We start from the raw sequence: 25,312 nt of genomic DNA on the forward strand, positions 1-25,312 counted from the left end.
GAGGAATGCAGGTGCGTGAGTCAGTGAGTGAGAGTTTGGTCCGGTCCCGGCTGGTGGACATGTTTCGTGTCGTGGTCGTTGTGCTCATGGTTTCGGTCCATGTGCCCTATACGCTGAAGCTGCCGGAGCTCGCGACGCTCTATGGCGGCGTCTCCTGGCATTCCCTGAGCCTCACCCTTGCCGAGTTCGGCTTCCTGCTGCGCGAAAACCTCATGCTCTTTCTCAAGTCCGGCCTTGGCCGCGGCGCGGTGGCGGCGCTGACGCTGGTGAGCGCCTGGTTCGTGATGGAGGGGCTCGAGCGGCGCAATGCCGTCGATGTCGCGCGCAACCGCCTCGTGTCCATGGGGCTGCCCTACGTCTTCTGGGCGGTGGCCTATCTGATGATCGCGGGCGGCATTGCGGGCGCCAACGTGAACTACCGCTGGCTCGAGAAGATCTTCGGCATCGGCATCTGGCCCTACAACTATCCGCTGCACTTCGTCTTCGACATCTGCTTCGCGACAGTGGTCTTCCTCGCGCTCCATGCGCTCGGGTTGCGGAACCGCTGGATGGTGGCGCTGGCCGGGGTCGCGCTCTGCCTCGTGACGCTGCTCTGGGGCGAGAATGCCAATCGCTTCGGCGACAACGGCATGTCGCTGATGCCGCGCTCGAGCATTGTGCTGCTCTTCTTCCTCGGCGTCGCAACGCACGGCGTCTGGAAGCGGCTCTTCGAGCCTTCGGTTCTCCGGGCGGTCTCCTCGAACGGCGTGCTTGCCGGGCTGGTGCTGGCGACGCTGCTCTCGGCCCATTTCCTCGAATACTACAATATCGCCGTGCCGAAGGACCCGACGGCGCGCGGCGTCCTGCTGTTCGCGCTCACCATTCCGGCGCGGCTGATCTGCGGCTTTCTTGTCTTCGCCGCGCTCGCCCGTGTCGTGGTGTCATCCGAGGCCCCGGCGCAGGTGTCGCGCAAGCTCGGCTTCCGGATCTTCTGCTCACATCTCATCGCGGTGACGGTGCTGCTGCATTTCATTCCGGACGGGTTTGAAACCGGCTATCCGCTGGCGCTCTTCGTGCTGGTCTATGCGGGCTGCGTCGGGTTTGGCGTGGCGGTGCATTACGCGATCGAGGCGGTGTCGCGCCTCCGCTTCAGCCCGGCCACCCTGCTCGCCCGGATCTGAGCCCGACGCGGCGGCGGGTGCGGGCCCCCTGCCCGCGCCCGCCCGCCGGATTTCAGAGTTGCCGGAAGCGGTTGCGGTCCCGCTCGGTCCATTTGACCGTGAGGTGATGCCCGCCATCGGTCATGGTTTCCGCCTCGACGAGATTGCGCTCGAAGAGCCAGGCGCGGCGGCGGCCGTCGTCGAAGGGCAGATCGATCTCCTCCTCGACGGCCGTGGCGCGCAGATCCTCCGAGATGGCGGCAAGGAGCGCCTCCACCCGTTCGCCGGTGAGGGCGGAGATCGGCAGCACCCGGGGATTGCGCTCGGCGGCGGCAAGCACCGGGCCGACGCTCTCCTCGGGCAGGCAGTCGACCTTGTTCCAGACCTCGATCACGTTCTCCTGCGCGGCATCGTCGATGCCGAGATCGCGCAGGATCGCGCGCACGTTCTCCGCCTGATGCTCGGTCTCGCGATGCGAGATGTCGCGCACGTGGAGGATCAGATCGGCCTCCAGCACCTCTTCGAGCGTCGCGCGGAAGGCGGCGACGAGCTGGGTCGGCAGATCGGCGATGAAGCCCACCGTGTCGGAGAGGATCGCCCGCGGCCCGCCGGGCAGCTCGATGGCCCGCATCGTCGGGTCGAGCGTGGCGAAGAGCATGTCCTTGGCCAGCACGCCCGAGCCGGTGAGACGGTTGAAGAGCGTGGATTTGCCGGCGTTGGTGTAGCCGACGAGGGCGATGATCGGATACGGCACGCGGCGCCGCGCCGCCCGGTGCTGGCCGCGGGTCTTCACGACCTTGGCCAGCGCCTGCCGGATGCGGTGGATGCGTTCGTCGAGCGCACGCCGGTCGGCCTCGATCTGGGTCTCGCCGGGGCCGCCGAGGAAGCCGGTGCCGCCGCGCTGGCGCTCGAGATGGGTCCAGCTCCGCACGAGGCGCGATTTCTGGTAGCTCAGATGCGCGAGCTCCACCTGAAGCACGCCTTCGCGGGTGCGCGCCCTGTCCCCGAAGATCTCGAGGATGAGCCCGGTGCGGTCGAGCACCTTGCATTTCCAGTCGCGCTCGAGGTTGCGCTGCTGCACCGGAGAGAGGGTGGCATCGACGATGACGAGGCCGACCTCGTCCTCCGCCACGCGGCGGCCGAGCTCCTCGAGCTTGCCGGTGCCGAAGAGCGTGCCGGAGCGCGCCTTTGGCAGAGACACGACGAAGGCCCCGACCACATCGAGGTCAAGGGCCGTTGCAAGGCTGGTGGCTTCGGAAAGCGCGTCCTCAGGGTCTCGCGACGCGGACGCGGCAATCCACGGATGCACGACGAGCGTCTGCATCCGCGCGTGTTCTTCAGTTATCGCTGGCCTCGTAAAGCGTGATCGGCTGGGAGGGCATCACGGTGGAAATCGCGTGCTTGTAAACGAGCTGCGACTGGCCGTCGCGGCGCAGGAGCACGCAGAAATTGTCGAACCAGGTGATAACTCCCTGCAGCTTGACGCCGTTCATGAGGAAGATCGTGACCGGCACCTTGGATTTGCGGACATTGTTGAGAAATGCGTCCTGCAGATTCTGTTTGTCGGCAGCCATTATTTTTCAGCCTTCAGTTGTATATCCGCTCACAGCGGCTCGTGTTGTTGTTGTGCGTTTATTATCGGTTGTGCGCTGCCGCATTTCCAGTGCGGCGGTTGAAAAAATTCCGCGGCTGTGTCCTCCGCGTCAGCTGCGCCAGAAGGCGGGGTTGAAGAGCGCGATGATCACGAGCGCCTCCATGCGGCCGACGACCATGCCGATGCCGAAGAGGATCTGCGCCACGGCGTCGAGGTCGTTGTAGGTGAAGGCGCCGCCCAGGACGCGGATCGCGGGCCCCGTCGTCGTGAGCGAGGCGACGGCAAGCGCGAGGCTTTCGTCGAAGCCGAGGCCGGTTGCCGAGAGCAGCGTCATCATCAGCGCAAGCGCGGTCAGGAAGAGCATGAGGAAGACGAAGGCGATCTGCGGCCCGCGCTCGGAGATGAGCTGGTCGCCCTCGCCCTGCCGCCCGAGGCTCGAGGGGTGCACGAGCTTGTCCATCTCGCGGAGCCCGTGGCGGTAGAGCGCATAGAGCCGGAGGAGCTTCACGCCGCCCGCTGTCGTGGCGATGCCGCCGCCCATCACCGCCACCCCGAGCAGGATCGCGCCCGGATCGGGCAGGCCGGACCAGATCTGCATCGTGCGCCAGTCGTGGCTCTCGAAGCCGGTGGTGGTGAGGAAGGACAGCACGGTGAAGATGCTGCCCCAGAGCGCGCGGAGCGCGGAATCGAAATGCGCCTGACGCTCGATCTCCACCGCGCCGATGAAGCTCCTGAGGAACAGGATCAGGGTGACGCTCAGCACCGAGATCAGCATGAGCTGGACCTGCGGATTGGTGAAGCGGGGCATCTGGAAGCGCAGGATGCGCTGGTTGAGGCCGCGGTGCGAGATCGCGAAGAGCAGGAAGAGCGCGATGGCGACTTCCCCTGCCCGGCCCGATCCGGCCGCGTCGAGCGTGCGGAGCGGCGAGATGCCGCTGGTCGAGAGTGTCGACATCGCATGGCAGATCGCGACGAGCGGACGGTCCCCGAGCAGGATGAGCGCGAGCGCGAGGATGCCTGTCACCACGGCGTAGATCGGGGCGATCAGCCGGGTGTTGGCGATGATCCGGCGGCTTGCGTCCTCGATCGAGGTGCCCGAGAAGCCGCCGCGCAGGGACTGCGAGTTCTGGCTGATCTCGAAGCCGCCCAGGTTGAGCGGCGCGAGGATCGCGAAGGCGGTGACGAGCACGATGAGGCCGCCGAACCAGCCGACCATCGCCCGCCAGAGGTGGATGGTGTCGGGCAGCAGCGACGGGCGGTCGAAGATCGTCGCCCCGGTGGTCGTGAGGCAGGACAGCATCTCGAAATAGAGGTCGCGGAACGGCATCTGGGTGATGAGCGAGGCGAGCGGTGCCGCGAGCACGATCGGCAGCAGCACGTAGATCCCGAGAAGCGAGAGCAGATGGTAGCGCGCGGGCATTCTCGGCCGGCTGTTCATCGTCGCGATGCCGAGCACGACGGCCACCATGTTGAAGAAGATGCCGTGATAGAGAAAGCTGCGCGCGATCTCCCAGTTGCCGCCCGAGACGGCGTGGAGCGCGGGCAGCATCATCGCGCAGGAGACCACCATGAGCACGATGACGATGGCCGGGAACTGGCGCAGCTGTCCCATGGTCAGAAGAAGTCCAGACCCACCTGGAAGAGGCGTTCGACCTCGTTCACCTGCTCGCGCATGCAGAAGAGGGTCAGCACGTCGCCTTCCTCGATGCGGGTGTCGCCGCGGGGTACGAGGATCTTCTCGCCCTTGCGCATGAGGCCGATGAGGCAGCCTTCCGGCAGATCGGAGTTGCGCACCGTCTTGCCGGTGATGGCGGAGGTGCCGAGCACCTGCACCTCGATCACCTCGGCCTCGGCGTCGCCGATGGAATAGACGGCCTTGACCCGGCCGTGGCGCACGTAGCGCAGGATCGACGACACGGTGGTGGAGCGCGGGTTCACATAGGCGTCGATCCCCATCGGCGCGATGAGGCTGATGAGCGAGGCGTCGTTCACCAGCGCGATGACGAGCTGCGCGCCCTCGTTCTTGGCCCGCACGCAGGCGAGGATGTTGGTCTTGTCGTCGTCGGTCAGCGCGAGCACGGCATCCATGTGCCGGACGTTCGCCTCCTCGAGCAGCTCGAGGTTGAGCCCGTCGCCGTGGAGCACGACGGTGCGGTTGAGCGCGTCCGCCGCGACCTCCGCCCGGTCGCGATTGGCCTCGATCACCTTCACCCGCGCCTTGTTGCGACCCGACTCGAGCTTCTGCGCGACGTTGAGGCCGATGTTGCCCGCGCCGATCACCAGCGCCCGGCGGATCTCGAGGTGGTCCTTGCCGAAGACCTCCATCATGCGCGCCAGGTCCTCGGTCGCGGAGAAGACATAGACCTGATCGTCGCGGTAGAGCTGGTCCTCGGGTTCGGGCACGAAGAGCCGGTTGGCGCGGCGGATGCCGACGACCACGGCGCGGAGCGTCGAGAAGAGCTCGGAGAGCTGGCGCAGCGGCGTGTTGAGCACGGCGCAGGTGCTGTCGAGGGAGATGCCGAGAAGCTGCGCCCGGCCGTCGAGAAAGCTTTCGATGTCGAAGGCCGCGGGCGCGGCGAGGCGCTGCATCACCGCGTCGGCCACAGCGAATTCCGGCGAGATGACCACGTCGATCGGCAGATGCGCGCGGCGGTAGAGATCGGAATAGATTGCGTTGAGATAGGCCGGCGAGCGCAGCCGGGCGATCTTGCGCGGGACGGAAAAGATCGAATGCGCCACCTGGCAGATGACCATGTTGACCTCGTCCGACTGGGTGGCCGCGATCACCATGTCGGCATCGCGCGCGCCGGCCGCCTCCAGAATGTCGGGGTGCGAGGCGAAGCCGGTGATGCCGCTCACGTCATGGGCGTCCGAGATCCGACGGATCAGCGCCGGATTGTTGTCGATCACGGTGACCTGGTTCGCGCTGTCCTCGCGGGAGAGATGGCGGGCGATCTGGCCTCCCACCTGCCCTGCACCGCAGATGATGATCTTCATTCGGGCATTCCTGCTTCAGGGCGACCCCGGCGGGGTCAGACGTGCTCCTCGGTCTCCTCGGAGCGCTGGCTCCGGACGGCCGAGATCACGTTCAAGGACTTCAGCTTCCGATGCAAGGCCGAGCGTTCCATCCCGACGAAACTGGCGGTTCGCGAGATGTTGCCGCCGAAGCGGCTGATCTGGGCCATGAGGTATTCGCGCTCGAAGGTTTCGCGCGCCTCGCGCAGCGGAAGGCCGGCGAAGGCCGCGCCGAGAACGGCGCCATCGGCCCCCTCGCCGCCATTGAGCTCGCCCGTGAGCTCCTCGGCGGCGATCGGTTCGGAGCTGGTGCCGAGAATCAGCGCGCGTTCCAGCATGTTGCGGAGCTGGCGCACGTTGCCGGGCCACTGGATGGTCTGGAGCTGGGCCTCCGCCTCGGCCGAGAGCTCGCGGAGCGGCAGGCCCTGGGTCTCGTTGAGTTCGCCCAGGAAATGCCTGGCGAGCTCGGGAATGTCGTCGCGCCGCGCCTCGAGCCCCGGCACGGTGATCGGCACCACGTTCAGCCGGTGATAGAGCTCCGTGCGGAAGCTGCCGGCCTCGATCTCGGCCTCGAGATCGCGCGTGGTGGCGGAGATGACCCGCAGATCCACCCGCACCGTGTCGGTGCCGCCCACGCGCTGGAACGCCTGATCGACCAGCACGCGCAGGATCTTCGACTGGGTGCCGAGCGGCATGTCGGCGATCTCGTCGAAGAAGAGCGTGCCGGTGTGGGCGCGCTCGAGGAGGCCCGGCTCGACGCCGCGCTCGGGCGTGTCGCGGCCGAAGAGCACCTCCTCCATCATCTCGGCCCCGACGGAGGCGGAATTCACCACCACGAAGGGGCTGTGGGCGCGGGCGGAATTGGCGTGGATGTAGCGCGCGGCCGTGTCCTTGCCCGAGCCTGCGGGGCCCGTCAGCATCACGCGGCTGTTGGTGCGCGCCACCTTGTCGAGCTTCGATTTCATCTGCTTGAAGGCGCCGCTGCTGCCCACCATCGAGAGCTTGTGCGTGTCCTGCCCCTTCAGCGCCGCGTTCTCGCGCCGGAGCTGCGAGGTCTCGAGCGCCCGGGTGATGACCACCATGAGCTGGTCGATGTTGAAGGGCTTCTCGATGAAGTCGTAGGCGCCCTGCTTGATGGCGGCGACCGCGATCTCGATGTTGCCGTGGCCGGAAATGATGACCACGGGGATCGCCGGATTGTCGCGCCGCACCCGCTTCAGGATGTCGATGCCATCGAGGCGGCTGTCCTTGAGCCAGATGTCGAGGATGATGAGATCCGGGGCTTCCCGGTTGATCTCCTCGAGGGCCGAACTGCTGTCCCAGGCGAGGCGCACACCGTGCCCCTCATCCTCGAGGATGTCGCCAATAAGTTCGCGAATGTCACGTTCGTCGTCGACAACGAGAATGTCTGTCATTTTATTCTCTCTCTCAACTTCTCGGCAAAGGCACTTGAATTTTCAGACGTTTCTGGGGAAGTTCCGGCGGAGGTCCGTGGCAGCACGATGCGGACGCGGGCGCCGCAATGGTCCGCGCCCTCGAAGGGCGCGGCGGTCAGCAGGTCGAGCGTGCCGCCGTGTTCCTCGACGATCTTCTTCACGATCGGCAGGCCGAGTCCGGTGCCCTTCGGCCGGTTGGTGACATAGGGCTCGAAGAGCCGGGCGGGCTGGTCGGGCAGGCCCGGCCCGTTGTCCTCGATGTCGATGATCATCGCGTCAGGCTCGAGCGTGAGCGCGACATGGATCTCTCCCTTATAGCTCTTATCGGCCTCCAGCGCTTCATCAATCGCTTCCGAGGCATTCTTCAGGAGGTTCGTGAGCGCCTGGCTTATCATCGTCCCGTCGAGCTGGGCCAGCACCGCATGCCCGGGTACCTGCGTGATATAACGAATGTCGGGGCGTGCGGTTTCCTGCAGGAGGATCGCATCGCCGATAAGCTTGGTGAGATCGAGCGAGCGGCGCTCGGGGGCGGGCATGCGGGCGAATTTCGAGAATTCGTCGACGATGCGCCGCAGGTCGTTGGTCTGGCGCACGATCACGTCGACATACTGTTCGAGCGACTCGCGCTTGTCCTGGGCGAGGATCGGGCCGAACTTGCGCCGCATCCGCTCGGCCGAGAGCTGGATCGGGGTGAGCGGGTTCTTCACCTCATGGGCGATGCGCCGTGCGACGTCGCCCCAGGCCGCCATGCGCTGGGCGACCACGAGGTCCGTCACATCGTCGAAGGAGACGACATACCCCTCCAGATCGCCCTCGCCCGTCTCGCGCGCCGCGACCCGCACCAGAAGGTCGCGCTCGTGGGCATGGCGGCGCAGGCGCACGTCGCCCTTGGCAACCGTCGAGCTGCGGTCGTCGACCCGGTCCATGAGGTCGGCGAACTCCGGCACCGCATCGGCGAGGAAGGCGCCCGTCGCCTGCTCGGGATCGAGCGCGAGAAGGCTTGCCGCGGCGGTGTTGATGACCTCGATCCGGCCGTTGCCGTCGAGACCGATCACGCCGGCGGTGACGCCGGTGAGCACGGAATCGAAGAGCCGCCGCCGGCGCTCGGTCTCGCTGTGCGAGGCGACCAGCGCATCACGCTGCACCTTGAGCTGGCCGGTCATCTTGTTGAAGGTCCGGCCGAGCAGCGCGATCTCGTCGTCTTCGCCGGACTCGCGCACCCTCACCCCGAGATCGCCGGTGCCCACCCGCTCGGCCGCGCTCGCGAGCCGGCCGACCGGCCGGGCGAGGCGTTCGGCGAACCAGAGGCCCATCCACATCGCGGCGAGGATCACCACGAGCGCGAAGCCGAGATAGATCAGCGCGAATTCGAAGAGCAGCCGCCCGCGGTCATTCTCGAGCTGCTGGTAGAGACGGACGGTCTCCTGGGTTTCGTCGAGCAGGCTCAGGATCTTGCCGTCCACGGCACGGCTTGCGTAGAGGAAGCGGTCGGCAAAGCCCTGGAGCTGGACCAGCGCGCGGAACTCGTTGTTCTCCCAGTCCTGGATCACGACGATCTCGCCGGACCGGGCGCGTTCGATATCGGCCTTCGAAGGCGCGATGTAGTCGAAGAGATAGCTCCGCTCGCCGCGCGCCCGGAGATTGCCGTCGCCGTCGATCACATAGGCCTTGGGGAGCGCGCGCTGCATCTGGAGCTGGCCGGTGGTGAGCAGCTCGCGAAGCTGGCCGCCGGTCATCAGCGGGTGGCGCTGCTTCTGTTCGCTGAGGAAATAGCCGAGCACGCGGGCATCGGTCTGGAGCGTGACCCGGTGCTCTTCCTCATAGGCCTGGGCGGCAGCCATCGAGTTGGTGACCACGTCGCGCACCCGGTCGGAGAACCAGCCCTCGAGGCCGAAATTCAGCGTGATGGTCGCGAAGATCGCGACCAGCACCGTCGGGATCAGCGCGATCGCGGTGAAGAAGCGCACGAGGCGCATGTGGAGCCGCGACCCCGCCGAATGCCGCTTGCGGGCGGCGATCATCTCGGCGATCCGCCGGGCCACGAACATCGCGACCGTGAGCGCATAGACGAAGTCGCAGATCAGCACGATGCGGAGGACCGGCTGGCTCGACAGCCCGTGCATCCCCCCGAGGGAGGCGAAGGTCGCGATGGTGAGCAGCGGGCCAAGCCCGAGCATCGCCCAGAGGAAATACGTCCTGACGTCCCGGCGATTCAGCCAGCGTGCGAAACGCTCTCCGGACAGGCTCAGTGGGTGAAGGCGCATTCTGCCATGGCGCTCTTTTCAGGCTCGACTGTGGCGTTCTTACATCATTTTCTTGCCACGTGTCACCCGAATGTCGAGGTCACGGATTTTTTTTCGCAACGTATTCCGGTTTATGCCGAGCAACTCCGCCGTCCGGACCTGATTTCCGCGTGTCGCGGAGAGCGCGAGCGCGATAAGCGGCAGCTCCATCTCCTTGAGAATGCGGTCATAGAGCCCGTTGGGCGGCAGCGCGTCGCCGTGGAGATCGAAGTAGCGCCGCAGATGCGCCTCGATGGCATGCGCCAGCCGCTGGGGCTGGGCGTTCTGCGCCGGGGCGGTCGAGGTCGGGCGGGCCGAGACCTCCTGGGTCACCACGCCCGCGGAGATCACGTCGTCGGTGCAGAGCACGCAGAGCCGGCGCATGAGATTCTCGAGCTCGCGCACATTGCCCGTCCAGTCCTGCTTCTTGAGGATGTCGAGCGCGTCCTTGGAGATCGACTTGCGCGGCAGGCCCTCGTTCTCGGCCCGGCGCAGGAAGGCGCGGGCGAGATCGGGCACGTCCTCGAGGCGCTCGCGCAGCGGCGGCAGGCGGATCGGCACGACATTGAGCCGGTAGAAGAGATCCTCGCGGAAGCGGCCCTCGCCGATGAGGCCGCGCAGATCCTGATGGGTGGCGGCGACGATGCGCACATCGGCCGATTGCACGTCCCGGCCGCCCACGCGGGTGAATTCACCCTCCTGCAGCACGCGCAGGAGCCGCGTCTGGGCATCGAGCGGCATGTCGCCCACCTCGTCGAGGAAGAGCGTGCCGCCGCGCGCCTGCTCGAACTTGCCCGCCATCGCGCGGTCTGCGCCGGTGAAGGCGCCCTTCTCATGGCCGAAGAGCTCGCTCTCGATCAGGTCGCGCGGGATCGCGGCCATGTTGATCGCGACGAACGGCCCGTCCTTCCTGAGCCCGAAATTGTGCAGGGCGCGCGCCACCAGCTCCTTGCCGGTGCCGCTCTCGCCGGTGATCATCACGCCGAGATCGGTGTTCATCAGGCGGGCAAGGATGCGGTAGACCTCCTGCATCGCCGGGCTCCGGCCGATGAGCGGCAGGTTTTCCTCGCGCGCGGGCTCCTCTTCGGCCAGCGGCGTGCGGCGCGCCTTCTGCTTCAGGGCCTTGGAGACCTGGCCCAGAACCTCCTTCAGGTCGAAGGGCTTGGGGAGGTATTCGTAGACGCCGACCTCCGCCGCGCGGATCGCGGTCATCACCGTGTTCTGCGCGCTCATCACGATGACGGGCAGGTCCGGCCGGCGCTTCTTGATCGCGGGCAGCAGGTCGAGCGCATCGCCGTCGGGCATCATCACGTCGGTGACGATCACGTCCCCCTCGCCCTCGTCGACCCAGCGCCAGAGCGTCGAGGCCGTGCCCGTCGCCCGCACGCGGCATCCGGCGCGGGTCAGCGCCTGCGCGAGCACAGTCCGGATCGTGCGATCGTCATCCGCAACAAGGATCGTCCCTTCCATGCCCTAGCGCCCTCCATCCGTTTCCTTGGTCTTCTTCTTCTCGATCCAGACCGGCAGCCGGACGAGAAACCGGGTCCGCCCCGGGCGGCTGTCGCATTCGACGACACCGCCATGGTCAGAAATGATCTTCGAGACCAGCGAGAGGCCGAGCCCGGTGCCGTTTTCCTTCGAGCTGACGAAGGGATCGAAGATGTCGCGCACGAGATTTTCCGGAATGCCCGGGCCGTTGTCGGTGATCGTGACCAGAAGCGGCAGGCTCTCGCTCTTGCCGCCGGGCCGCGAGAGCTTCACGCCCGGCCGGTAGGCGGTGCCGATCGCGATCGTGCCCCCCACCCGCGGGATTGCCTCCGCGGCATTCTTCAGAAGGTTCTGGAACACCTGCAGGAGCTGGTCCGGATCGCCGGAAGCCGGCGGCAGCGAGGGGTCGAATTCCTCGGAAAAGCGCGCGTGGGCCGCAAACCCCGCCTGCGCCGAGCGCCGCGCCCGGTCGAGCACGTCGTGGATGTTGATCGGCCGGCGCAGCGCAGGCCGGAGATCTCCGAACTGCTCCACCCGGTCGACCAGCGCGCCGATCCGCGCCGCCTCGGCCTGGATGAGGCCGGTGAGCTCGCGATCCTCGGCCGTGAGCCCCATCTCGAGCAGCTGGGCGGCGCCGGAGATGCCGGCGAGCGGATTGCGGATCTCGTGGGCGAGCATGGCCGCCATGCCGGAGACCGAGCGGGCCGCCGAGCGGTGGCTGAGGCTGCGATCCATCTTCTCGGCCATGCCGCGGGGGTGCATCAGCAGCAGGATCTCGCCATCCGCCTCGTGCATCGGCGAGGCGTGGAGGTTCTGGAGCGAGGGCGGCATGCCGACCCAGCTCACCATGACGTTGTATTGCGTCACCGAGACATCGCTCTTCCGCGCCTGGTGGATCACGTCCATCACAACGCTGTTGGGCCCGAGGAACTTCTTGAACGGCTTGCCCCGCATCTGCCGGACCGAGGTGGCGCCGAAGTCCTCCGCCGCCGGGTTGGCGGCGGCGATCGTGTCGTCCTTGCGGATGATGAGGCCGGGATAGGGAATCGCGCTCCAGAGCGCTTCGAAACCGATTTCCATCAGGCGGCGGCCCTGGGGCTTGACGAATTGCACGATGACATTTCCGATTGAAGGGCGCGGATCACCGCGGAGGGATCGGTAAGGCGGATGACCCGGTCGCGGAGCGCCTCCGCGCCGTCGAGCCGCTCGAGATACCAGCCGAGGTGTTTCCGCGCGACGCGGACCCCGAGATCGACGCCGTAGAAGGAGAGCATCGCCTCGTAATGCTCGATGACGAGCGCGCTGCGCGCCGCGGGGCCGGGCTCCGCCGGGACGGGGCGGCCCGCGAGGGCGGCTTCGATCCCCGCGATGAGCCAGGGCCGGCCGCGGGCCCCGCGTCCGATCATCACGCCGTCGGCGCCGGAGCGCGCGAGCGCCTCGGCCGCGGTGCCGGCCGAGACGATGTCGCCATTGGCGATGAGCGGGATGCGGACGGCCGCGCGGACGGCGGCGATCGCGTTCCAGTCGGCGCGGCCCTTGTAGAACTGGCAGCGGGTGCGGCCATGCACGCAGATCATGCGGACGCCGGCCGCCTCGGCCCGCCGGGCGATCTCGGGCGCGGTGAGGCAATCCTCGTCCCAGCCGAGGCGCATCTTGACGGTGACGGGCACGTCCACCGCGGCGACGACCGCCTCGACGATGCGAAGCGCCACATCCGGGTCGCGCATCAGCGCCGAACCCGACAGGCCGGAGGTCACCTTCTTGGCCGGGCAGCCGAAATTGATGTCGATGATGCGGGCGCCCTCGCCCGCGCAGAGCCGGGCGGTCTCCGCCATCAGCTCCGGGTCGTTTCCCGCGATCTGCACGGCGGTCTGCGCATCCCCGAGCCCCAGCTCGGCGCGCGCCCGGGTCGAGGGCCGGGCCGACAGCATCTCGCGGCTCGCGATCATTTCAGAGACGACGAGGCCTGCGCCATGGCGCAGCACGGCGTTCCGGAACGGAACATCCGTGATGCCGGCCATAGGTGCCAGAAAAACAGGCGAGGCTAGATTAATGCCCCCAATCTCGACAATCATCTGCTTATTCCGTATGCATCGACAAGCCTCTGCATACCTCATGGCGCGGCAAGTGGCAACAATCAGCGCACATGCCGTTCCTTGGGCATTTCTCCGGTTACGCCGTCTCGCGGGAGACATTGTCGGCCCCGGTCCCGCGGCTTATAAGCGCCGCACAAGAAACGGGGGAAAATGCGAATGGCGTGCGCCGCACTGATTGTCGCTGCCGGGCGGGGCCAAAGGCTTGGCGCAGCTCAGCCAAAGCAATACCTGCCTCTCGGCGAACATTCAATACTGCAGCGCAGCATATGCGCCTTCCTGGAGCACCCGGCGGTGTCGCGTGTGCTCGTCGTCATCCATCCCGACGATCTGCCGCTTTACGAGGCAGCGGTTGCGGGCATTTCGGACAGCCGGCTCTCGCCCCCCGTCGCGGGCGCGCCTGCGCGGGCAGGCTCCGTCCTGGCCGGGCTCGAGGCGCTGGCGGCGGAGGCGACCGCCCCCGAGACGGTCCTCATCCACGATGCCGCCCGCCCCTTCGTGCCGCAGTCGGTGATTTCCGACGTGGTGGCGGCGCTCGCCGAGGTGCCCGGCGCCTTTCCGGCCCTTCCGGTCGTCGATGCGCTCTGGCGGGCCGAAGGGGACCATGTGGTTGCCTCGCAGTCCCGCGACGGGCTCTGGCGCGCCCAGACGCCGCAGGGGTTCCGGTTCGGGGCGATCCTCGCCGCCCATCGCGCCGGGGCGGGCGATGCCGCCGATGACGTCGCGGTGGCGGTTGCCGCCGGGCACGAGGTCAGGGTGGTCCCCGGCGCCGAGGAGAACTACAAGATCACCACCCCCGCCGATCTGGCGCGGGCAGAACGGCGACTGGAGACCATGATCGACATCCGCACAGGCAACGGCTTCGACGTGCATCAGCTCGGCCCGGGGAGCGCCGTCACGCTCTGCGGCGTCGAGATCCCCCATGACCACGGCCTTGTCGGCCATTCCGATGCCGATGTGGGCATGCATGCCCTCACCGACGCGATCTTCGGCGCGCTCGCCGAGGGCGATATCGGCCAGTGGTTCCCGCCCTCCGATGCGCAGTGGAAGGGGGCCGCCTCCGAGATCTTCCTCCGGAAGGCCGTCGAGCGCGCCGCCGAGCGCGGCTTTGCGATCACCCATTGCGACGTGACGCTTGTCTGCGAGCGGCCGAAGATCGGGCCGCATGCCGAGGCGATGCGCGCGGCTCTGGCCGGCATCGCCGGGATCGGGGCGGACCGGGTGAGCGTGAAGGCCACGACCTCGGAGCGGCTCGGCTTCACCGGCCGGGGCGAAGGGATCGCGGCGATCGCCACCGCGACGCTGGTGAAATCATGAGCCGGCTCATCGCGACCTTCTTCGGGGCGGGCCTGCTGCCGGGCGCGCCGGGCACCTGGGGCTCGCTCGCAGCCCTGCCCGTCGGCTGGCTGCTGCACTGGGCGGGGGGCTTTCCGCTCCTGCTGCTGGCCACCGTGCTTGCCTTTCTCGGCGGCTACTGGGCGACGGCGCGCGAGACGGCGGGCGGCGGCAATCCCGATCCCTCCGAGATCGTCATCGACGAGGTGGTCGGCCAGTGGATCGCCCTCTTCCCGCTTTCGGCCGGCCTCTGGCACGCGGGCGTTGCGGGCCATGTCTTTCCCTATCCGGGCTGGGTCGGCGCGTTCGTGATGTTCCGGCTCTTCGACATCTGGAAGCCCTGGCCGGTCTCCTGGGCCGATCGCAAGCACGGGCCGATGGGGGTGATGCTCGACGATGTCCTGGCGGGGCTGATGGCCGCGGTCGTCGTGGCGGTGGCCGCGGCGGTGGCCCATGGGATGCTGATGTGATGAGCGGCAGCAGCCAGAAAGCCGCGGCGTTGCTCGAGGCGGCCCGGACCCGCGGCCTCCATATCGCGACGGCGGAGAGCTGCACCGGCGGGCTGGTGAGCGCGGCGCTCACCGATATTCCGGGCTCCTCGGATGTCTTCGACCGTGGCTTCGTGACCTATTCCTACCCCTCGAAGACAGCGCTTCTCGGTGTCTCGCCCGAGCTTCTGGCCGCGCATGGTGCGGTCTCCGAAGAGGTTGCCCGCGCGATGGCGGCCGGCGCGCTTGCGCGCTCCGGGGCCGATCTTGCCATCGCGACCACGGGCGTCGCGGGGCCCGGCGGGTCGGAGGAAAAGCCCGAGGGGCTCGTCTGGTTCGGGATCGCCCTCAAGGGCGAGGTCCGGGCGGAGAAGCGGGAATTCGGGCCGCTGGGGCGGGCAGAGGTGCGGGCCGCGACGGTCGAGACCGCGCTCGAACTCGCGCTTCAGGCGCTCGGGCGGGCGCCGTAGAGGTCCTCGGCCCGGCGCTCGAAGGCGCGCACGATCCGCTGCATCGCCTCGTTGAAGACGACGCCGATCACCTTCTGGAGCAATGCCGAGCGGAATTCGAAATCGACGAAGAAATCGACCTCGCAGCTCTTCTCGCCCCTCGGGATGAAGCTCCAGTGGTTGTTGAGATACTTGAACGGCCCGTCGAGATATTCGACATCGATCGTGCGGGCCTCGGGCCGGAGCGTCACGCGGGAGCCGAAGCGCTCGCGGAAGAGCTTGAAGGAGATCACCAGATCGGCGTCCATCACCTCGCCCGAGCCATCGGGAAACGGCCGCCGCGTGCGGACACGGGCGGCGGCACACCAGGGCAGGAATTCCGGATAGCGCCCCACATCGGCAATCAGCGCATACATCTCGTCGGCGCTGTAGGGCATTCTCCGTTTCTCGGTATGCGTCGGCATGGTTGACTGATCGGGACCGGAAGGGAAAGTGGTTGGAGGCGGGTAAGACCATAGCTTCCCCGCAAGCACAAGGCAAAATCCCGGGCGGGGGCCCGGGACAGCGAGGGAAAAACGCATGAGCGAACGGCGCTACGTGATCGACGAGATGATTTCGGCAAAGCAGATCGCGGCCAGGGTCGAGGAACTCGCACGCGAGATCACCGACTTCTATCGCGGCACCGACAAGCTCGTGGTCGTGGGGCTGCTGCGCGGCTCGTTCATCTTCATCGCCGACCTGGTGCGCGAGATCGGCCTGCCGGTGGAGGTCGATTTTCTCGAGGCCTCCTCCTATGGCAACGCCACGGAATCGAGCCGGGAGGTGCGGATCCTGAAGGACCTGCGCGGCGAGATCGAGGGGCGCGACGTGCTGGTCGTCGAGGATATCGTCGATACCGGCTTCACCCTCAGCCATGTGCTCGCGATCCTCAGGACCCGGCGGCCGGCGCGGCTCGAGGTCTGCGCGCTGCTCGACAAGCCCTCGCGGCGGGAGGTGGACATCAAGGCGACCTGGACGGGCTTCGAGATCCCCGACAAGTTCGTCGTCGGCTACGGCATCGACTATGCCCAGATGAACCGCAACCTGCCCCATATCGGCGCCGTGCGCTTCCTCTGAGGGGGTGCAAGGCCGGGGCCTTGCGGGCGGTGAAACGCGGCGTTTCACCGTGAAAATCCGAAAACGCCTTTGAATTCGTTGGATTTTGTCGTTAACAAATCATGAATGGCGGGGATTTCGCGCGCGCCCCGCGCCCCGCTATTCGGGGATGTGGGGTTCGACGAGCTTTGCGAGCTTGCGGAGGGATTCCTGCCAGCCGTAGTAGCAGGCCTCGGGCGGGATCACGTCGGGGACGCCCTGCTGCTCCAGGGTCATTTCGGTGCCGATCGCGACGGGCCGGAAGCGGACCGTGATCGTCATCTCCCCCGGCAGGCCGGGATCCTCGAAGCTCTCGCTGTAGGCGATCTCCTGGTCCGGAACGAGCCGGTGGTAGGTGCCGCCGAAGGCATGGCTGCGGCCGGTGGTGAAGTTGCGGAAGGACATGCGGTGCGTGCCGCCCTCGCGGGCGTCGAGCGCGTGCACGGTGCAGGTGAAGCCGAAGGGCGGCAGCCAGCTCGCGATGGCATCGGGCTCGAGAAAGGCGCGATAGAGCTTGTCGGGCTTGGCGGCGAAGACGCGGTGCAGGCGGATGGTGCTCGGCATGGCGGGTGTCCACGGGGCAGCTCGGGAGCGGTGCCGCGAGGATAGAGCAATCGGGCCCGGTTGAATACCGCCGCCGCGGCCTGTGGCCCGCCCCCGGTCAGGGCGCGGGCCGGAAGGGGGCGGTCAGCCCGTCCACTGGGTCGCCTGCGCGTAGATCAGGAAGCCGAGGGCGATCGAGCACCAGAGGATGAAGAGCGGCAGGAAGAACCGCACCCATCTGTCCCAGGTGACGCCTGCGAGCGCGAGGGTTGCCATGAAGTAGCCGGAGGTCGGGTAGAAGATGTTGCTGAGCCCGTCGCCGAGCTGATAGGCGAGCACCGCGCTCTGGCGCGTGACGCCGATCAGATCGGAGAGCGGCGCCATGATCGGCATGGTCACCAGCGCCTGGCCGCTGCCCGAGGGGATCACGAAGTTGAAGCCGAGCTGGGCGATGAACATGCCCACCGCGGAGACATGCGGGGGAAAGCCGCCGACGAGCTCGCCGAGGCCGTGGACGAGGGTGTCCATCACCTGCCCCTGCTCCAGCATCACCGCGACGGCGCGCGCGACGCCGACGATCATCGCGCCGACGAGCACGTCGCGGAAGCCTTCGTTGAAGCCGTTGCAGATCTGCTGCGTGGTGAGGCCCGCGACGAGGCCGACGGTGATGCCCATGACGATGAAGAGCCCGGACATTTCCATCATGAACCATTTCTGGTCGAGCACGCCCCAGACCAGGATGACGAAGAAGCCGAGGATGGTGAGCCCGGCGAGCTTCTGCCGGGCGGTGAAGGCGAGCGCGCCTTCGTCCGCCGCGTGGCGGTAGAGCTTGCGCTTCTCCGCTTCGGCGGGCGTGTCGGCGACGAGGCTTGCATCGGGCGTGGCGCGCACGCGGGCGGCGTAGCGCACCACGTAGAGCACCGCGGCCCCGGTCAGGCAGATGAAGAGGAGCGCGCGCAGGCCGATGCCGGAAAACACCGGGATCTGGGCGATGGTCTGGCCGAGGCCGGTGTTGATCGGATTGAGCACGCCCGAGGTGAAGCCCGCGGTGGTGGCGAGCAGCGCCACCGCGGCGGCGGTCACCGAGTCGAAGCCGAGCGCGATCATCAGCGGCAGGATCACCGGGACGTAGACGAGCGCCAGCTCCTGGGTGCCGATGAGGGTCGCGATGACGGAGAAGGTGACCATGAGCACGGGGATGATGAGGATGCTGCGCTCGGCGAAGCGGCGGGTGAGCTTGTCCACCGCGACCTCGATCACCCCGGTCTTGTGGATCACCATGAACATGCCGCCGATGATGAAGGTGAAGAAGACGACGAGGCTCGCATCGGCGAGGCCCATGGGGATGGCGGTCATGAAATCGACGATGCCGACCGGGGTGCTCTCGATGAAGCGGAACGAGTCGGGGTTGATTGCGACGCGACCGTTGGGCAGCTCGACCCTGTCGAAGAGGCCCGCCGGGACCACATGGGTCAGCAGCGCGGCGATGCCGGTGAAGACGAAAAGAATGACATAGATGTCGGGCATCACGAAGCGCCGGCCGGGCGCTTCGCCTTGGAGGACATTCGCGTTCTCCGTGCTCATGAAATCTCCTTCTTGTCCTGAAAGCAGGGGTTCCGGTCGGGAGCGGTCTGGCATGGGACGGCTGTCACCGGCACGACCGGCGCGCGGGCGGCACCCTGCGGTGACACGTCTCTCAGCATCGCGGCCGGGTGGCGATTGCAAAGGGAAAATGGCGATTTTCGCGCCGGAGTTTCATTTCCTGCGGCGGAATGCCTGCCTGACGGGCAGGATTTCGGGCGCTGCGCAAAGCGTTGGCAGGGGGAAATGCCGATCTTCACTCGCTTCGCGTGTAGTGGCTCTCGATGAGATGGGCCTTGCGGGGGCCGGCGACCTGCCAGCGGCTGGCCCAGGCGCGGGGGGCGGCGGCGAAATCGTAGCGCACGTCGTAGCTGTCGGGCGGGCAGTCGTGATGGGCGGCGGGATCGGGGCGGGCCGGGTCGAAGGCGTGGAAGAAGCGGCCGTCGTCGAACCAGACCTCGATCATGCCGAGGGTTTCGCGCCAGAGGTAGCGGCGCGCGGCGGCCATCGGAGGGCCCGCGCCGAGCCGGAGGGTGCCGGTTTCCTCGTAGCGGAGCCCGCCGCCCGCCTCGGGCGTGAAGCAGGCCCTGCCCTCGAAGCGGCCCGAGAGACCGTTGCGGCGGTCCTCGATGCGGCGGCTGATCCGCCAGTCTCCCTCGAATGCCGCGAGTTCCATCGCTCCCCTCGCTTGTGCCGCCCGGACGCGCAGTCTATCAGACCCGCGCACCGCCTCAACACGAGCGGCCCATTCGAAACGACGTTCTTCCGCGAAAGGCTCACCGCATGATCCCGCGCTATTCCCGCCCAGACATGGTCAAGATCTGGTCGCCCGAGACCAAGTTCCGGATCTGGTACGAGATCGAGGCCCATGCCTGCGACGCGCAGGCCAACCTCGGCGTGATCCCCAAGGCCTCGGCCGAGGCGGTCTGGAAGGCGAAGGACGTCGAGTTCGACGTGGCGCGGATCGACGAGATCGAGGCGGTGACCAAGCATGACGTGATCGCCTTCCTCACCCATCTGGCCGAGCACATCGGCTCGACCGAGGCGCGCTTCGTCCATCAGGGCATGACCTCCTCGGACGTGCTCGACACCACGCTCAACGTGCAGCTCGTGCGCGCGGCCGACATCCTGCTGACCGACATGGACGCGCTGCTCGCGGCGCTGAAGCGGCGGGCCTACGAGCACAAGGAGACCGTCCGCATCGGCCGCAGCCACGGCATTCATGCCGAGCCGACGACGATGGGGCTGACCTTCGCCCGCTTCTATGCCGAGATGGAGCGCAACCGGAACCGGCTGGAGAAGGCGCGGTTCGAGGTGGCGACGGGGGCGATCTCGGGCGCGGTCGGGACGTTTGCCAATATCGACCCGGCGGTCGAGGAGCATGTCTGCGCGCAGATGGGGCTCCGGCCCGAGCCGATCTCGACCCAGGTGATCCCGCGCGACCGGCATGCGATGTTCTTCGCAACGTTGGGCGTCATCGCCTCCTCGATCGAGAACGTGGCGATCGAGATCCGCCACATGCAGCGTACGGAAGTGCTCGAGGCGGAGGAGTTCTTCTCGAAGGGCCAGAAGGGCTCCTCGGCGATGCCGCACAAGCGCAATCCGGTGCTGACCGAGAACCTCACCGGGCTCGCGCGGCTCGTGCGCATGGCGGTGGTGCCGGCGATGGAGAACGTCGCCCTCTGGCACGAGCGCGACATCTCGCACAGCTCCGTCGAGCGCGGCATCGGGCCGGATGCGACGATCACGCTCGATTTCGCGCTCGCCCGCCTCACCGGGGTGATCGACAAGCTCGTGGTCTATCCGGAGAACATGGAGCGGAACATGAACAAGTTCCGCGGGCTCATCCACTCGCAGCGCGTGTTGCTGGCGCTCACCCAGAAGGGTGTGAGCCGCGAGGATTCCTATGCGCTGGTGCAGCGCAATGCGATGAAGGTCTGGGAACAGGGCGCGGATTTCCTGAGCGAGCTCAAGGCGGATGCGGAGGTGCGCGCGGTGATGAGCGAGGCGGAGATCGAGGCCTGTTTCGATCTCGGCTATCACACCAAGAACGTCGACCGGATCTTCGCGCGGGTCTTCGGCGAAGGCTGAGGCGCGGCGTTCCGCGCCACGCGCCTCCGGAGGGTGGCGTGGCGCGCTGACACGCACCCCGGAAAACGCAAGGCCCGCCGCCGGACGAACCGGCCGCGGGCCTTCTGGCGGGGGGGCCCGGACGCGCAGGATGCGCTGACCGGGCCGCCGTCCCCTGAACTCGAATACTCGTTACACAACACTCGTGCGGCGAGGCGCCCGATCAGAGATCAGGCAGAAGCCTCGACGGCTTCTTCTGCGGCGGATTCCGCCTTCGCAGTAGCCTGCTTGGCCTTTGCGGTGGTCTTGCGTGCAGCCGCCTTGGTGTTGGCTTCGGCGGTTTCCTCGGCCTTCTCACCAGCCTGCGAGAACAGCTCGGTGGCCTGGTCGCGGGCGTCGCCGAACACCTTGCCGAGCGCTTCGGCGGTGTCACGGGTCAGGGTGAACTGGCCCTGCACGTAGTTCGTGAGGACGTTGCTGTATTCAGCCGGCTCTTCCTGGACCTTCGCCAGATCGCGCAGGCGCGAAAGGCTTTCCTGCGTGCTGTTGGCGGTGATCTCGTTGGTGCGGCTCATGGTGTCGATCGCGAGATCGGCGAGGCGCTCGTTGAGCTTGGCCCAGGATTTCCAGGCGCCAGCGGTCGCGTCCTTGTCGATCGGGAAGCCTTCGGGCAGCTTGGCGAAGAAGGCGTTGAGCGGATTTTCGGTAGCCATGATGGGTCTCCTGTTCGTTGCTTCGTTCCGTCTGTCTCCTACATGAGGCATAATGATCGTATTTCAACAGGTTTTTGCTGCACTGCAGCAGAAAAATTTTCGAACCGGCGGATATACACCCAAAAGACGGCTCTTTCCCGCCTGAGGCGAGCAAATCTGCCCCGGATCGTGGGAGTCGGCACGGATTGCGCCGGGCGCGGGCCCTGCGCCCTGCCCTTGCGGACGACTCGGCCGGGCCGTCGTCGTCAGTCGATCAGGAAGACGTGAAGCGCCATCGGCCCGTGCGCGCCGAGCTGGAGCTGCTGGCCGATGTCGGCCGAGCGTGAGGGGCCCGTCACCATGTTGACGGTGCGCGGATCGAGGCCGCGGGCCCGGAAGGCTGCCCACATGTCCTCGAAGCCCGCCATGATGTCGCTGCGGCGCAGGACGACGAAATGCGTCTCGCCGAGGAAGGTGAGCGTCACCGGGTTGTCCAGCCCCGAGCAGAGCACGAGCGTGCCGGTTTCGGCCATGCCGAACTCGGCGCGGCTGAGCGTTACCGGTTCGACCGGGCGGCCCGGCCCGATCGATGCCTTGAGCACCGACCAGTCGAGGCTGCGGAACATCGGCTCGGCGCCCATGCGCACCTCGGCCGGCAGCCCGCGCTTGCGGAGCTCGCGGGCGATGACGCGGGGCAATTCGGCGAGCGAGGAGATGCGGCCGACGCTGGCGGAGGCCTGGTCGAGCTTGTTGAGGAACTGGGTGAGGCGGCCGTGGCCACTGCTGGCGCCCTGGCGCGGCACGAGGCCGGGCTCGTGGCGGATGATCCGGCCGGCCACCCTGTCCTCGCGCTCCGCATCGTCCTCGGTGCGCTGCCGTGCTGCCGCCCGCACCCGGGCGAGGATCGTCTCGCGCCCGCTCATCGCTTCATCGCCTTCCACTGTTCCATGAAGGTCCGGCCCTCGGGCGCGGGGAAATCCCGCGTCGCGGTCCAGTCGGCGCCGAAGGGCAGCCGCTTCAGCGCGCCGGAGCCCCGGCCCATGCGGTGGAGCACGCGCGCGGCGGTACGGGTGGCGAAGCGCCAGGCCTTCGGCCGCCGGGAGAGCCAGAGCCAGAGGCCGAGGCCGCGGCGCATGCCGCGCGGGGTCAGCCGCTTCTCGAATTCCTTCTCGCGCCAGCTCCGCATCATCCGCGGCAGCGGGATCCGCACCGGGCAGACCGCCTCGCAGCGGCCGCAGAAGGTCGAGGCATTGGCGAGCGCGCCGCCCTGCTCCACGCCGGTGAGCGCGGGCGTGAGCACCGCGCCGATCGGGCCGGGATAGACCCAGCCGTAGGCATGGCCGCCGACGGCCTGGTAGACCGGGCAGTGGTTCATGCAGGCGCCGCAGCGGATGCAGCGGAGCATGTCCTCGAACTCGGTGCCGAGCAGCGCCGAGCGGCCGTTGTCGAGGAGGATGACGTGAAACTCGTCGGGGCCGTCGAGATCCTCGGCGCGGCGCGGGCCGCGGGAGAAGGTGGTGTAGACCGACATCTCCTGCCCGGTGGCGGAGCGGGCGAGCACGCGCAGCAGGGTCGCGGCATCCTCGAGCGTCGGCACCACCTTCTCGATCGAGGCGATGACGATATGGACGCGCGGCAGCGACTGGGTGAGATCGCCGTTGCCCTCGTTGGTGACGATCACCGTCTGGCCGGTCTCGGCCACCAGCATGTTGGCGCCCGTGATGCCGACATCCGCCGCGAAATAGGCCTCGCGCAGCACGGCGCGCGCCTCCTTCAGCATCGCCTCCGGCCGGCTGAGGTCACGGGCCGGGTCGAGCCCGGCATGGGCCGCGCGGAACGCCGTCTCGATCTCGGGCACGGTGACATGCACGGCGGGCGCGATGATGTGCGACGGGGTCTCGCCGCGGAGCTGGATGATGTATTCGCCGAGATCGGTCTCGACGGGGGTGATGTTGGCCGCGGTGAGCGCCTCGTTGATCCCGCATTCCTCGGAGATCATCGACTTGCCCTTGGTCACCGTCCGCGCCCCGACCCGGTCGCAGATCTCGAGCACGGCGGCGCGGGCATCGGCGGCGGTCTCGGCCCAGTGGACCTGGCCGCCGCTCGCCACGACCTGGGCCTCGAAGGCCTCGAGATAGTGGTCGAGATGGGCGAGCGTGTGGTTCTTGAGCGCGGTCGCCTCGTCGCGCAGCGCATCGAATTCGGGCAGCGCGGCACGGGCCTTCGCGCGCTTCTGCACGAAGCCGCCGCGGCTGCCCCGAAGGGCTGCCTGGAGGTTCGCGTCGGCAAGGGCTGCGCGCGAATTGGCCCGGAACTCGGCGGAGGTCGCCCCGGCGCTCATTTGCTGTCCCCGATCGGCGGGACGTGGGTGGTGCCGGCGAGCACCTCGACCACATGGCGGGCCTTGAAGGCACGCCCCTCGCGCCGGGCCTTGCCGGCCATGTTCATCAGGCAGCCGAGATCGCCCGCGAGCACCAGATCGGCACCGGTCGCGGCGATGCATTCCGTCTTGTCCGCCGCCATCGCGCCGGAAACCTCCGGGTATTTCACGCAGAACGTGCCGCCGAAGCCGCAGCAGACATCCGCGTCCTGCATCTCGCGCAGCTCGAGCCCGCCGATGGCGGCGAGCAGGCGGCGCGGCTGTTCGGCGATGCCGAGGCTGCGCAGGCCCGAGCAGCTGTCGTGATAGGTGACGCTCGCCCTGAGCGCGCGGCGCGCGGGGGCGACGCCCATGACATCGGCGAGGAAGCTCGTGATCTCGTGGGTGCGCTCGGCGAGCGCCTCGGCCCGCGCCCGCCAGGGGTCTTCGGGGGCGAACATCGCCGGGTAGTCCTTGACGATCGTTGCGGCACAGGAGCCCGAGGGCAGCACGACATGATCGTAGGGCTCGAAGGTCTCGATGACGCGGCGCGCCATCTCGGCCGCCCCGGCCCGGTCGCCGGCGTTCCAGTTCGGCTGGCCGCAGCAGGTCTGGGCCTCCGGCACATCGACGTCGCATCCGGCCTCCGCGAGCAGCTTCACGCTCGCGAACCCCACCGACGGGCGGAGCAGATCCACCAGACAGGTGACGAAGAGCGCAACGCGCGGCCCGGCCATGGACCCCTCCCGGAAAAGCGACAGACACCGAGGCTTTAGGAGGTTTGCGGAGGTGATACAAGGAGCCTCGGGGGCGCTTTCGGGGCCCGGGCGCGCGCTCCGGGCCGCGGCGGGCGGGAAAGGTCTTTCCTTCCGGGCGGAATTCGGATATGGGCCCGTCTCCGGCGGCTCTACACCCTTGGAGGAGAGCCGCCTTGTTCAATTATGGAGATAAAGCCAATGGCAGAGGCACCTGTTCTCGAAGCCGCGGCGCGCACCGAAAGCGGCAAGGGGGCCGCTCGCAGGGCACGTCAGGCGGGACTCGTCCCCGGTGTGATCTACGGCGGCGGTGCGGAACCGCAGTCGATCAACGTCAAGCACAACGAACTGCTGAAGATGCTGAAGGCGGGCAAGTTCCTGTCGAAGCTTCTCAACGTGAAGGTCGACGGCGCCGACAACCGCGTCATCTGCCGCGGCGTGCAGCGTGACGTGGTCAAGGACCTTCCCACCCATGTGGACTTCCTGCGCCTGACCGAGAAGACCCGCATCAACCTCCACATTCCGGTGGAGTTCATCAATCATGCGGCGGCTCCGGGCATCAAGCGCGGCGGCGTGCTGACCGTCGTGCGCCAGGACGTCGAGCTGGTCGTGACCGCGGGCAACATCCCCGATCACATCACCGTCGATCTCACCGGCCGCCAGATCAACGACACGATCCACATCTCGGACGTCGATCTGCCGAAGGGCGCGAAGCCGACGATCGAGCGTGACTTCGTGATCGCCAACATCCAGGCGCCGTCGGGCCTCAAGTCCGCCGAAGCCGAGGAAGCCGAGGAAGCCGCCGAGGAATAATCGGCTCTTCGCCCCTCGGGGCTTTGCAAATTCATGACGCGCCGCG

At 67.6% G+C, this 25,312-nt stretch carries 24 protein-coding genes; 7 read left to right on the forward strand and 17 right to left on the reverse strand.

Going from position 1 to position 25,312, the window contains the following annotated elements; all coding sequences use genetic code 11:
* Window positions 1–23: 23 nt before the first annotated feature.
* The gene (locus ACF66B_RS01840) at window positions 24–1,160 is read left to right on the forward strand and encodes an acyltransferase family protein (RefSeq protein WP_392663824.1); all 1,137 of its coding nucleotides are present in this window, start codon (window positions 24–26) and stop codon (window positions 1,158–1,160) included.
* A gap of 52 nt (window positions 1,161–1,212) precedes the next feature.
* Here the strand turns inward: ACF66B_RS01840 and hflX are convergent, their stop codons facing one another.
* The 9 genes from hflX to dusB form a co-directional block, all read right to left on the reverse strand.
* Complete coding sequence (gene hflX / locus ACF66B_RS01845; protein ID WP_111428527.1) at window positions 1,213–2,463, reverse strand: GTPase HflX; 1,251 nt, start codon at window positions 2,461–2,463, stop codon at window positions 1,213–1,215.
* A 13-nt stretch (window positions 2,464–2,476) separates the two neighbouring features.
* Window positions 2,477–2,713 carry an RNA chaperone Hfq gene (hfq, locus tag ACF66B_RS01850; protein ID WP_111428526.1) on the reverse strand — a complete coding sequence of 79 codons (237 nt, stop codon included), beginning with the start codon at window positions 2,711–2,713 and terminating at the stop codon, window positions 2,477–2,479.
* A 129-nt stretch (window positions 2,714–2,842) separates the two neighbouring features.
* Entirely contained in the window at window positions 2,843–4,345 is a 1,503-nt protein-coding gene (locus tag ACF66B_RS01855; protein WP_111428525.1) for a potassium transporter TrkG, read from the reverse strand.
* 2 nt (window positions 4,346–4,347) lie between these two features.
* Window positions 4,348–5,730 (reverse strand): Trk system potassium transporter TrkA, encoded by a 1,383-nt coding sequence (gene trkA, locus ACF66B_RS01860; RefSeq protein ID WP_111428524.1) that lies wholly within the window; start codon window positions 5,728–5,730, stop codon window positions 4,348–4,350.
* Window positions 5,731–5,765: 35 nt separating this feature from the next.
* Window positions 5,766–7,163 carry a sigma-54 dependent transcriptional regulator gene (locus tag ACF66B_RS01865; protein WP_111428523.1) on the reverse strand — a complete coding sequence of 466 codons (1,398 nt, stop codon included), beginning with the start codon at window positions 7,161–7,163 and terminating at the stop codon, window positions 5,766–5,768.
* Window positions 7,160–9,448: a PAS domain-containing sensor histidine kinase gene (locus ACF66B_RS01870; protein WP_111428522.1), complete on the reverse strand. Its 2,289-nt coding sequence runs from the start codon at window positions 9,446–9,448 to the stop codon at window positions 7,160–7,162. The genes ACF66B_RS01865 and ACF66B_RS01870 overlap by 4 nt, the downstream gene beginning before the upstream one ends.
* A 39-nt stretch (window positions 9,449–9,487) precedes the next feature.
* A complete protein-coding gene (gene ntrC, locus ACF66B_RS01875) occupies window positions 9,488–10,936 on the reverse strand; it encodes a nitrogen regulation protein NR(I) (RefSeq protein WP_111428521.1) in 1,449 nt (482 codons plus the stop codon).
* Window positions 10,937–10,939: 3 nt separating this feature from the next.
* Window positions 10,940–12,067 (reverse strand): nitrogen regulation protein NR(II), encoded by a 1,128-nt coding sequence (locus ACF66B_RS01880; protein ID WP_392663830.1) that lies wholly within the window; start codon window positions 12,065–12,067, stop codon window positions 10,940–10,942.
* Window positions 12,034–13,029 carry a tRNA dihydrouridine synthase DusB gene (gene dusB / locus ACF66B_RS01885; RefSeq protein WP_111428520.1) on the reverse strand — a complete coding sequence of 332 codons (996 nt, stop codon included), beginning with the start codon at window positions 13,027–13,029 and terminating at the stop codon, window positions 12,034–12,036. Before dusB ends, ACF66B_RS01880 begins: the two co-directional genes overlap by 34 nt.
* A 177-nt stretch (window positions 13,030–13,206) precedes the next feature.
* Here dusB and ACF66B_RS01890 point away from each other — a divergent pair, with 177 nt between their 5' ends.
* The 3 genes from ACF66B_RS01890 to ACF66B_RS01900 are packed head-to-tail and all read left to right on the forward strand — an operon-like array spanning window position 13,207 to window position 15,340.
* Window positions 13,207–14,364 (forward strand): bifunctional 2-C-methyl-D-erythritol 4-phosphate cytidylyltransferase/2-C-methyl-D-erythritol 2,4-cyclodiphosphate synthase, encoded by a 1,158-nt coding sequence (locus ACF66B_RS01890; RefSeq protein ID WP_111428519.1) that lies wholly within the window; start codon window positions 13,207–13,209, stop codon window positions 14,362–14,364.
* Window positions 14,361–14,852 (forward strand): phosphatidylglycerophosphatase A, encoded by a 492-nt coding sequence (locus ACF66B_RS01895; protein WP_111428518.1) that lies wholly within the window; start codon window positions 14,361–14,363, stop codon window positions 14,850–14,852. Before ACF66B_RS01890 ends, ACF66B_RS01895 begins: the two co-directional genes overlap by 4 nt.
* On the forward strand, window positions 14,852–15,340 hold the full coding sequence (locus ACF66B_RS01900) for a CinA family protein (protein WP_111428517.1): 489 nt from the start codon (window positions 14,852–14,854) through the stop codon (window positions 15,338–15,340). The genes ACF66B_RS01895 and ACF66B_RS01900 overlap by 1 nt, the downstream gene beginning before the upstream one ends.
* Here the strand turns inward: ACF66B_RS01900 and ACF66B_RS01905 are convergent.
* Complete coding sequence (locus ACF66B_RS01905) at window positions 15,316–15,783, reverse strand: type II toxin-antitoxin system RatA family toxin (RefSeq protein WP_111428516.1); 468 nt, start codon at window positions 15,781–15,783, stop codon at window positions 15,316–15,318. The two genes, ACF66B_RS01900 and ACF66B_RS01905, sit on opposite strands and share 25 nt — an antisense overlap.
* 115 nt (window positions 15,784–15,898) lie before the next feature.
* On the opposite strand from ACF66B_RS01905, the gene hpt reads away from it, so the two are divergent.
* A complete protein-coding gene (hpt, locus tag ACF66B_RS01910) occupies window positions 15,899–16,435 on the forward strand; it encodes a hypoxanthine phosphoribosyltransferase (RefSeq protein ID WP_111428515.1) in 537 nt (178 codons plus the stop codon).
* A 138-nt stretch (window positions 16,436–16,573) separates the two neighbouring features.
* Here hpt and ACF66B_RS01915 read toward each other — a convergent pair whose 3' ends face one another.
* From ACF66B_RS01915 to ACF66B_RS01925, 3 genes are all read right to left on the reverse strand, one after another.
* The gene (locus ACF66B_RS01915) at window positions 16,574–17,017 is read right to left on the reverse strand and encodes an SRPBCC family protein (protein WP_111428514.1); all 444 of its coding nucleotides are present in this window, start codon (window positions 17,015–17,017) and stop codon (window positions 16,574–16,576) included.
* Between the two features lie 123 nt (window positions 17,018–17,140).
* A complete protein-coding gene (locus ACF66B_RS01920) occupies window positions 17,141–18,580 on the reverse strand; it encodes a YfcC family protein (protein ID WP_392663837.1) in 1,440 nt (479 codons plus the stop codon).
* 253 nt (window positions 18,581–18,833) lie between these two features.
* Entirely contained in the window at window positions 18,834–19,253 is a 420-nt protein-coding gene (locus ACF66B_RS01925; RefSeq protein ID WP_111428513.1) for a DUF6314 family protein, read from the reverse strand.
* Window positions 19,254–19,360: 107 nt separating this feature from the next.
* On the opposite strand from ACF66B_RS01925, the gene purB reads away from it, so the two are divergent.
* Window positions 19,361–20,668, forward strand: coding sequence for an adenylosuccinate lyase (gene purB / locus ACF66B_RS01930; RefSeq protein WP_111428512.1), 1,308 nt, complete (start codon window positions 19,361–19,363; stop codon window positions 20,666–20,668).
* 209 nt (window positions 20,669–20,877) lie between these two features.
* Here purB and ACF66B_RS01935 read toward each other — a convergent pair whose 3' ends face one another.
* The 4 genes from ACF66B_RS01935 to ACF66B_RS01950 all read right to left on the reverse strand — a co-directional run bounded on the left by ACF66B_RS01935 (window position 20,878) and on the right by ACF66B_RS01950 (window position 24,435).
* Window positions 20,878–21,360 carry a hypothetical protein gene (locus tag ACF66B_RS01935; RefSeq protein ID WP_111428511.1) on the reverse strand — a complete coding sequence of 161 codons (483 nt, stop codon included), beginning with the start codon at window positions 21,358–21,360 and terminating at the stop codon, window positions 20,878–20,880.
* Between the two features lie 245 nt (window positions 21,361–21,605).
* The gene (locus tag ACF66B_RS01940) at window positions 21,606–22,262 is read right to left on the reverse strand and encodes an LUD domain-containing protein (protein ID WP_111428510.1); all 657 of its coding nucleotides are present in this window, start codon (window positions 22,260–22,262) and stop codon (window positions 21,606–21,608) included.
* Entirely contained in the window at window positions 22,259–23,680 is a 1,422-nt protein-coding gene (locus ACF66B_RS01945; protein WP_111428509.1) for a lactate utilization protein B, read from the reverse strand. The genes ACF66B_RS01940 and ACF66B_RS01945 overlap by 4 nt, the downstream gene beginning before the upstream one ends.
* Complete coding sequence (locus ACF66B_RS01950; RefSeq protein WP_111428508.1) at window positions 23,677–24,435, reverse strand: (Fe-S)-binding protein; 759 nt, start codon at window positions 24,433–24,435, stop codon at window positions 23,677–23,679. The genes ACF66B_RS01945 and ACF66B_RS01950 overlap by 4 nt, the downstream gene beginning before the upstream one ends.
* 219 nt (window positions 24,436–24,654) lie before the next feature.
* Between ACF66B_RS01950 and ACF66B_RS01955 the strand changes: the two genes are divergently transcribed.
* A complete protein-coding gene (locus ACF66B_RS01955) occupies window positions 24,655–25,266 on the forward strand; it encodes a 50S ribosomal protein L25/general stress protein Ctc (protein ID WP_111428507.1) in 612 nt (203 codons plus the stop codon).
* Window positions 25,267–25,312: the final 46 nt, after the last annotated feature.

This window comes from Amaricoccus sp. B4 (assembly GCF_043226085.1).
In the GTDB taxonomy this organism is placed as follows: domain Bacteria; phylum Pseudomonadota; class Alphaproteobacteria; order Rhodobacterales; family Rhodobacteraceae; genus Amaricoccus.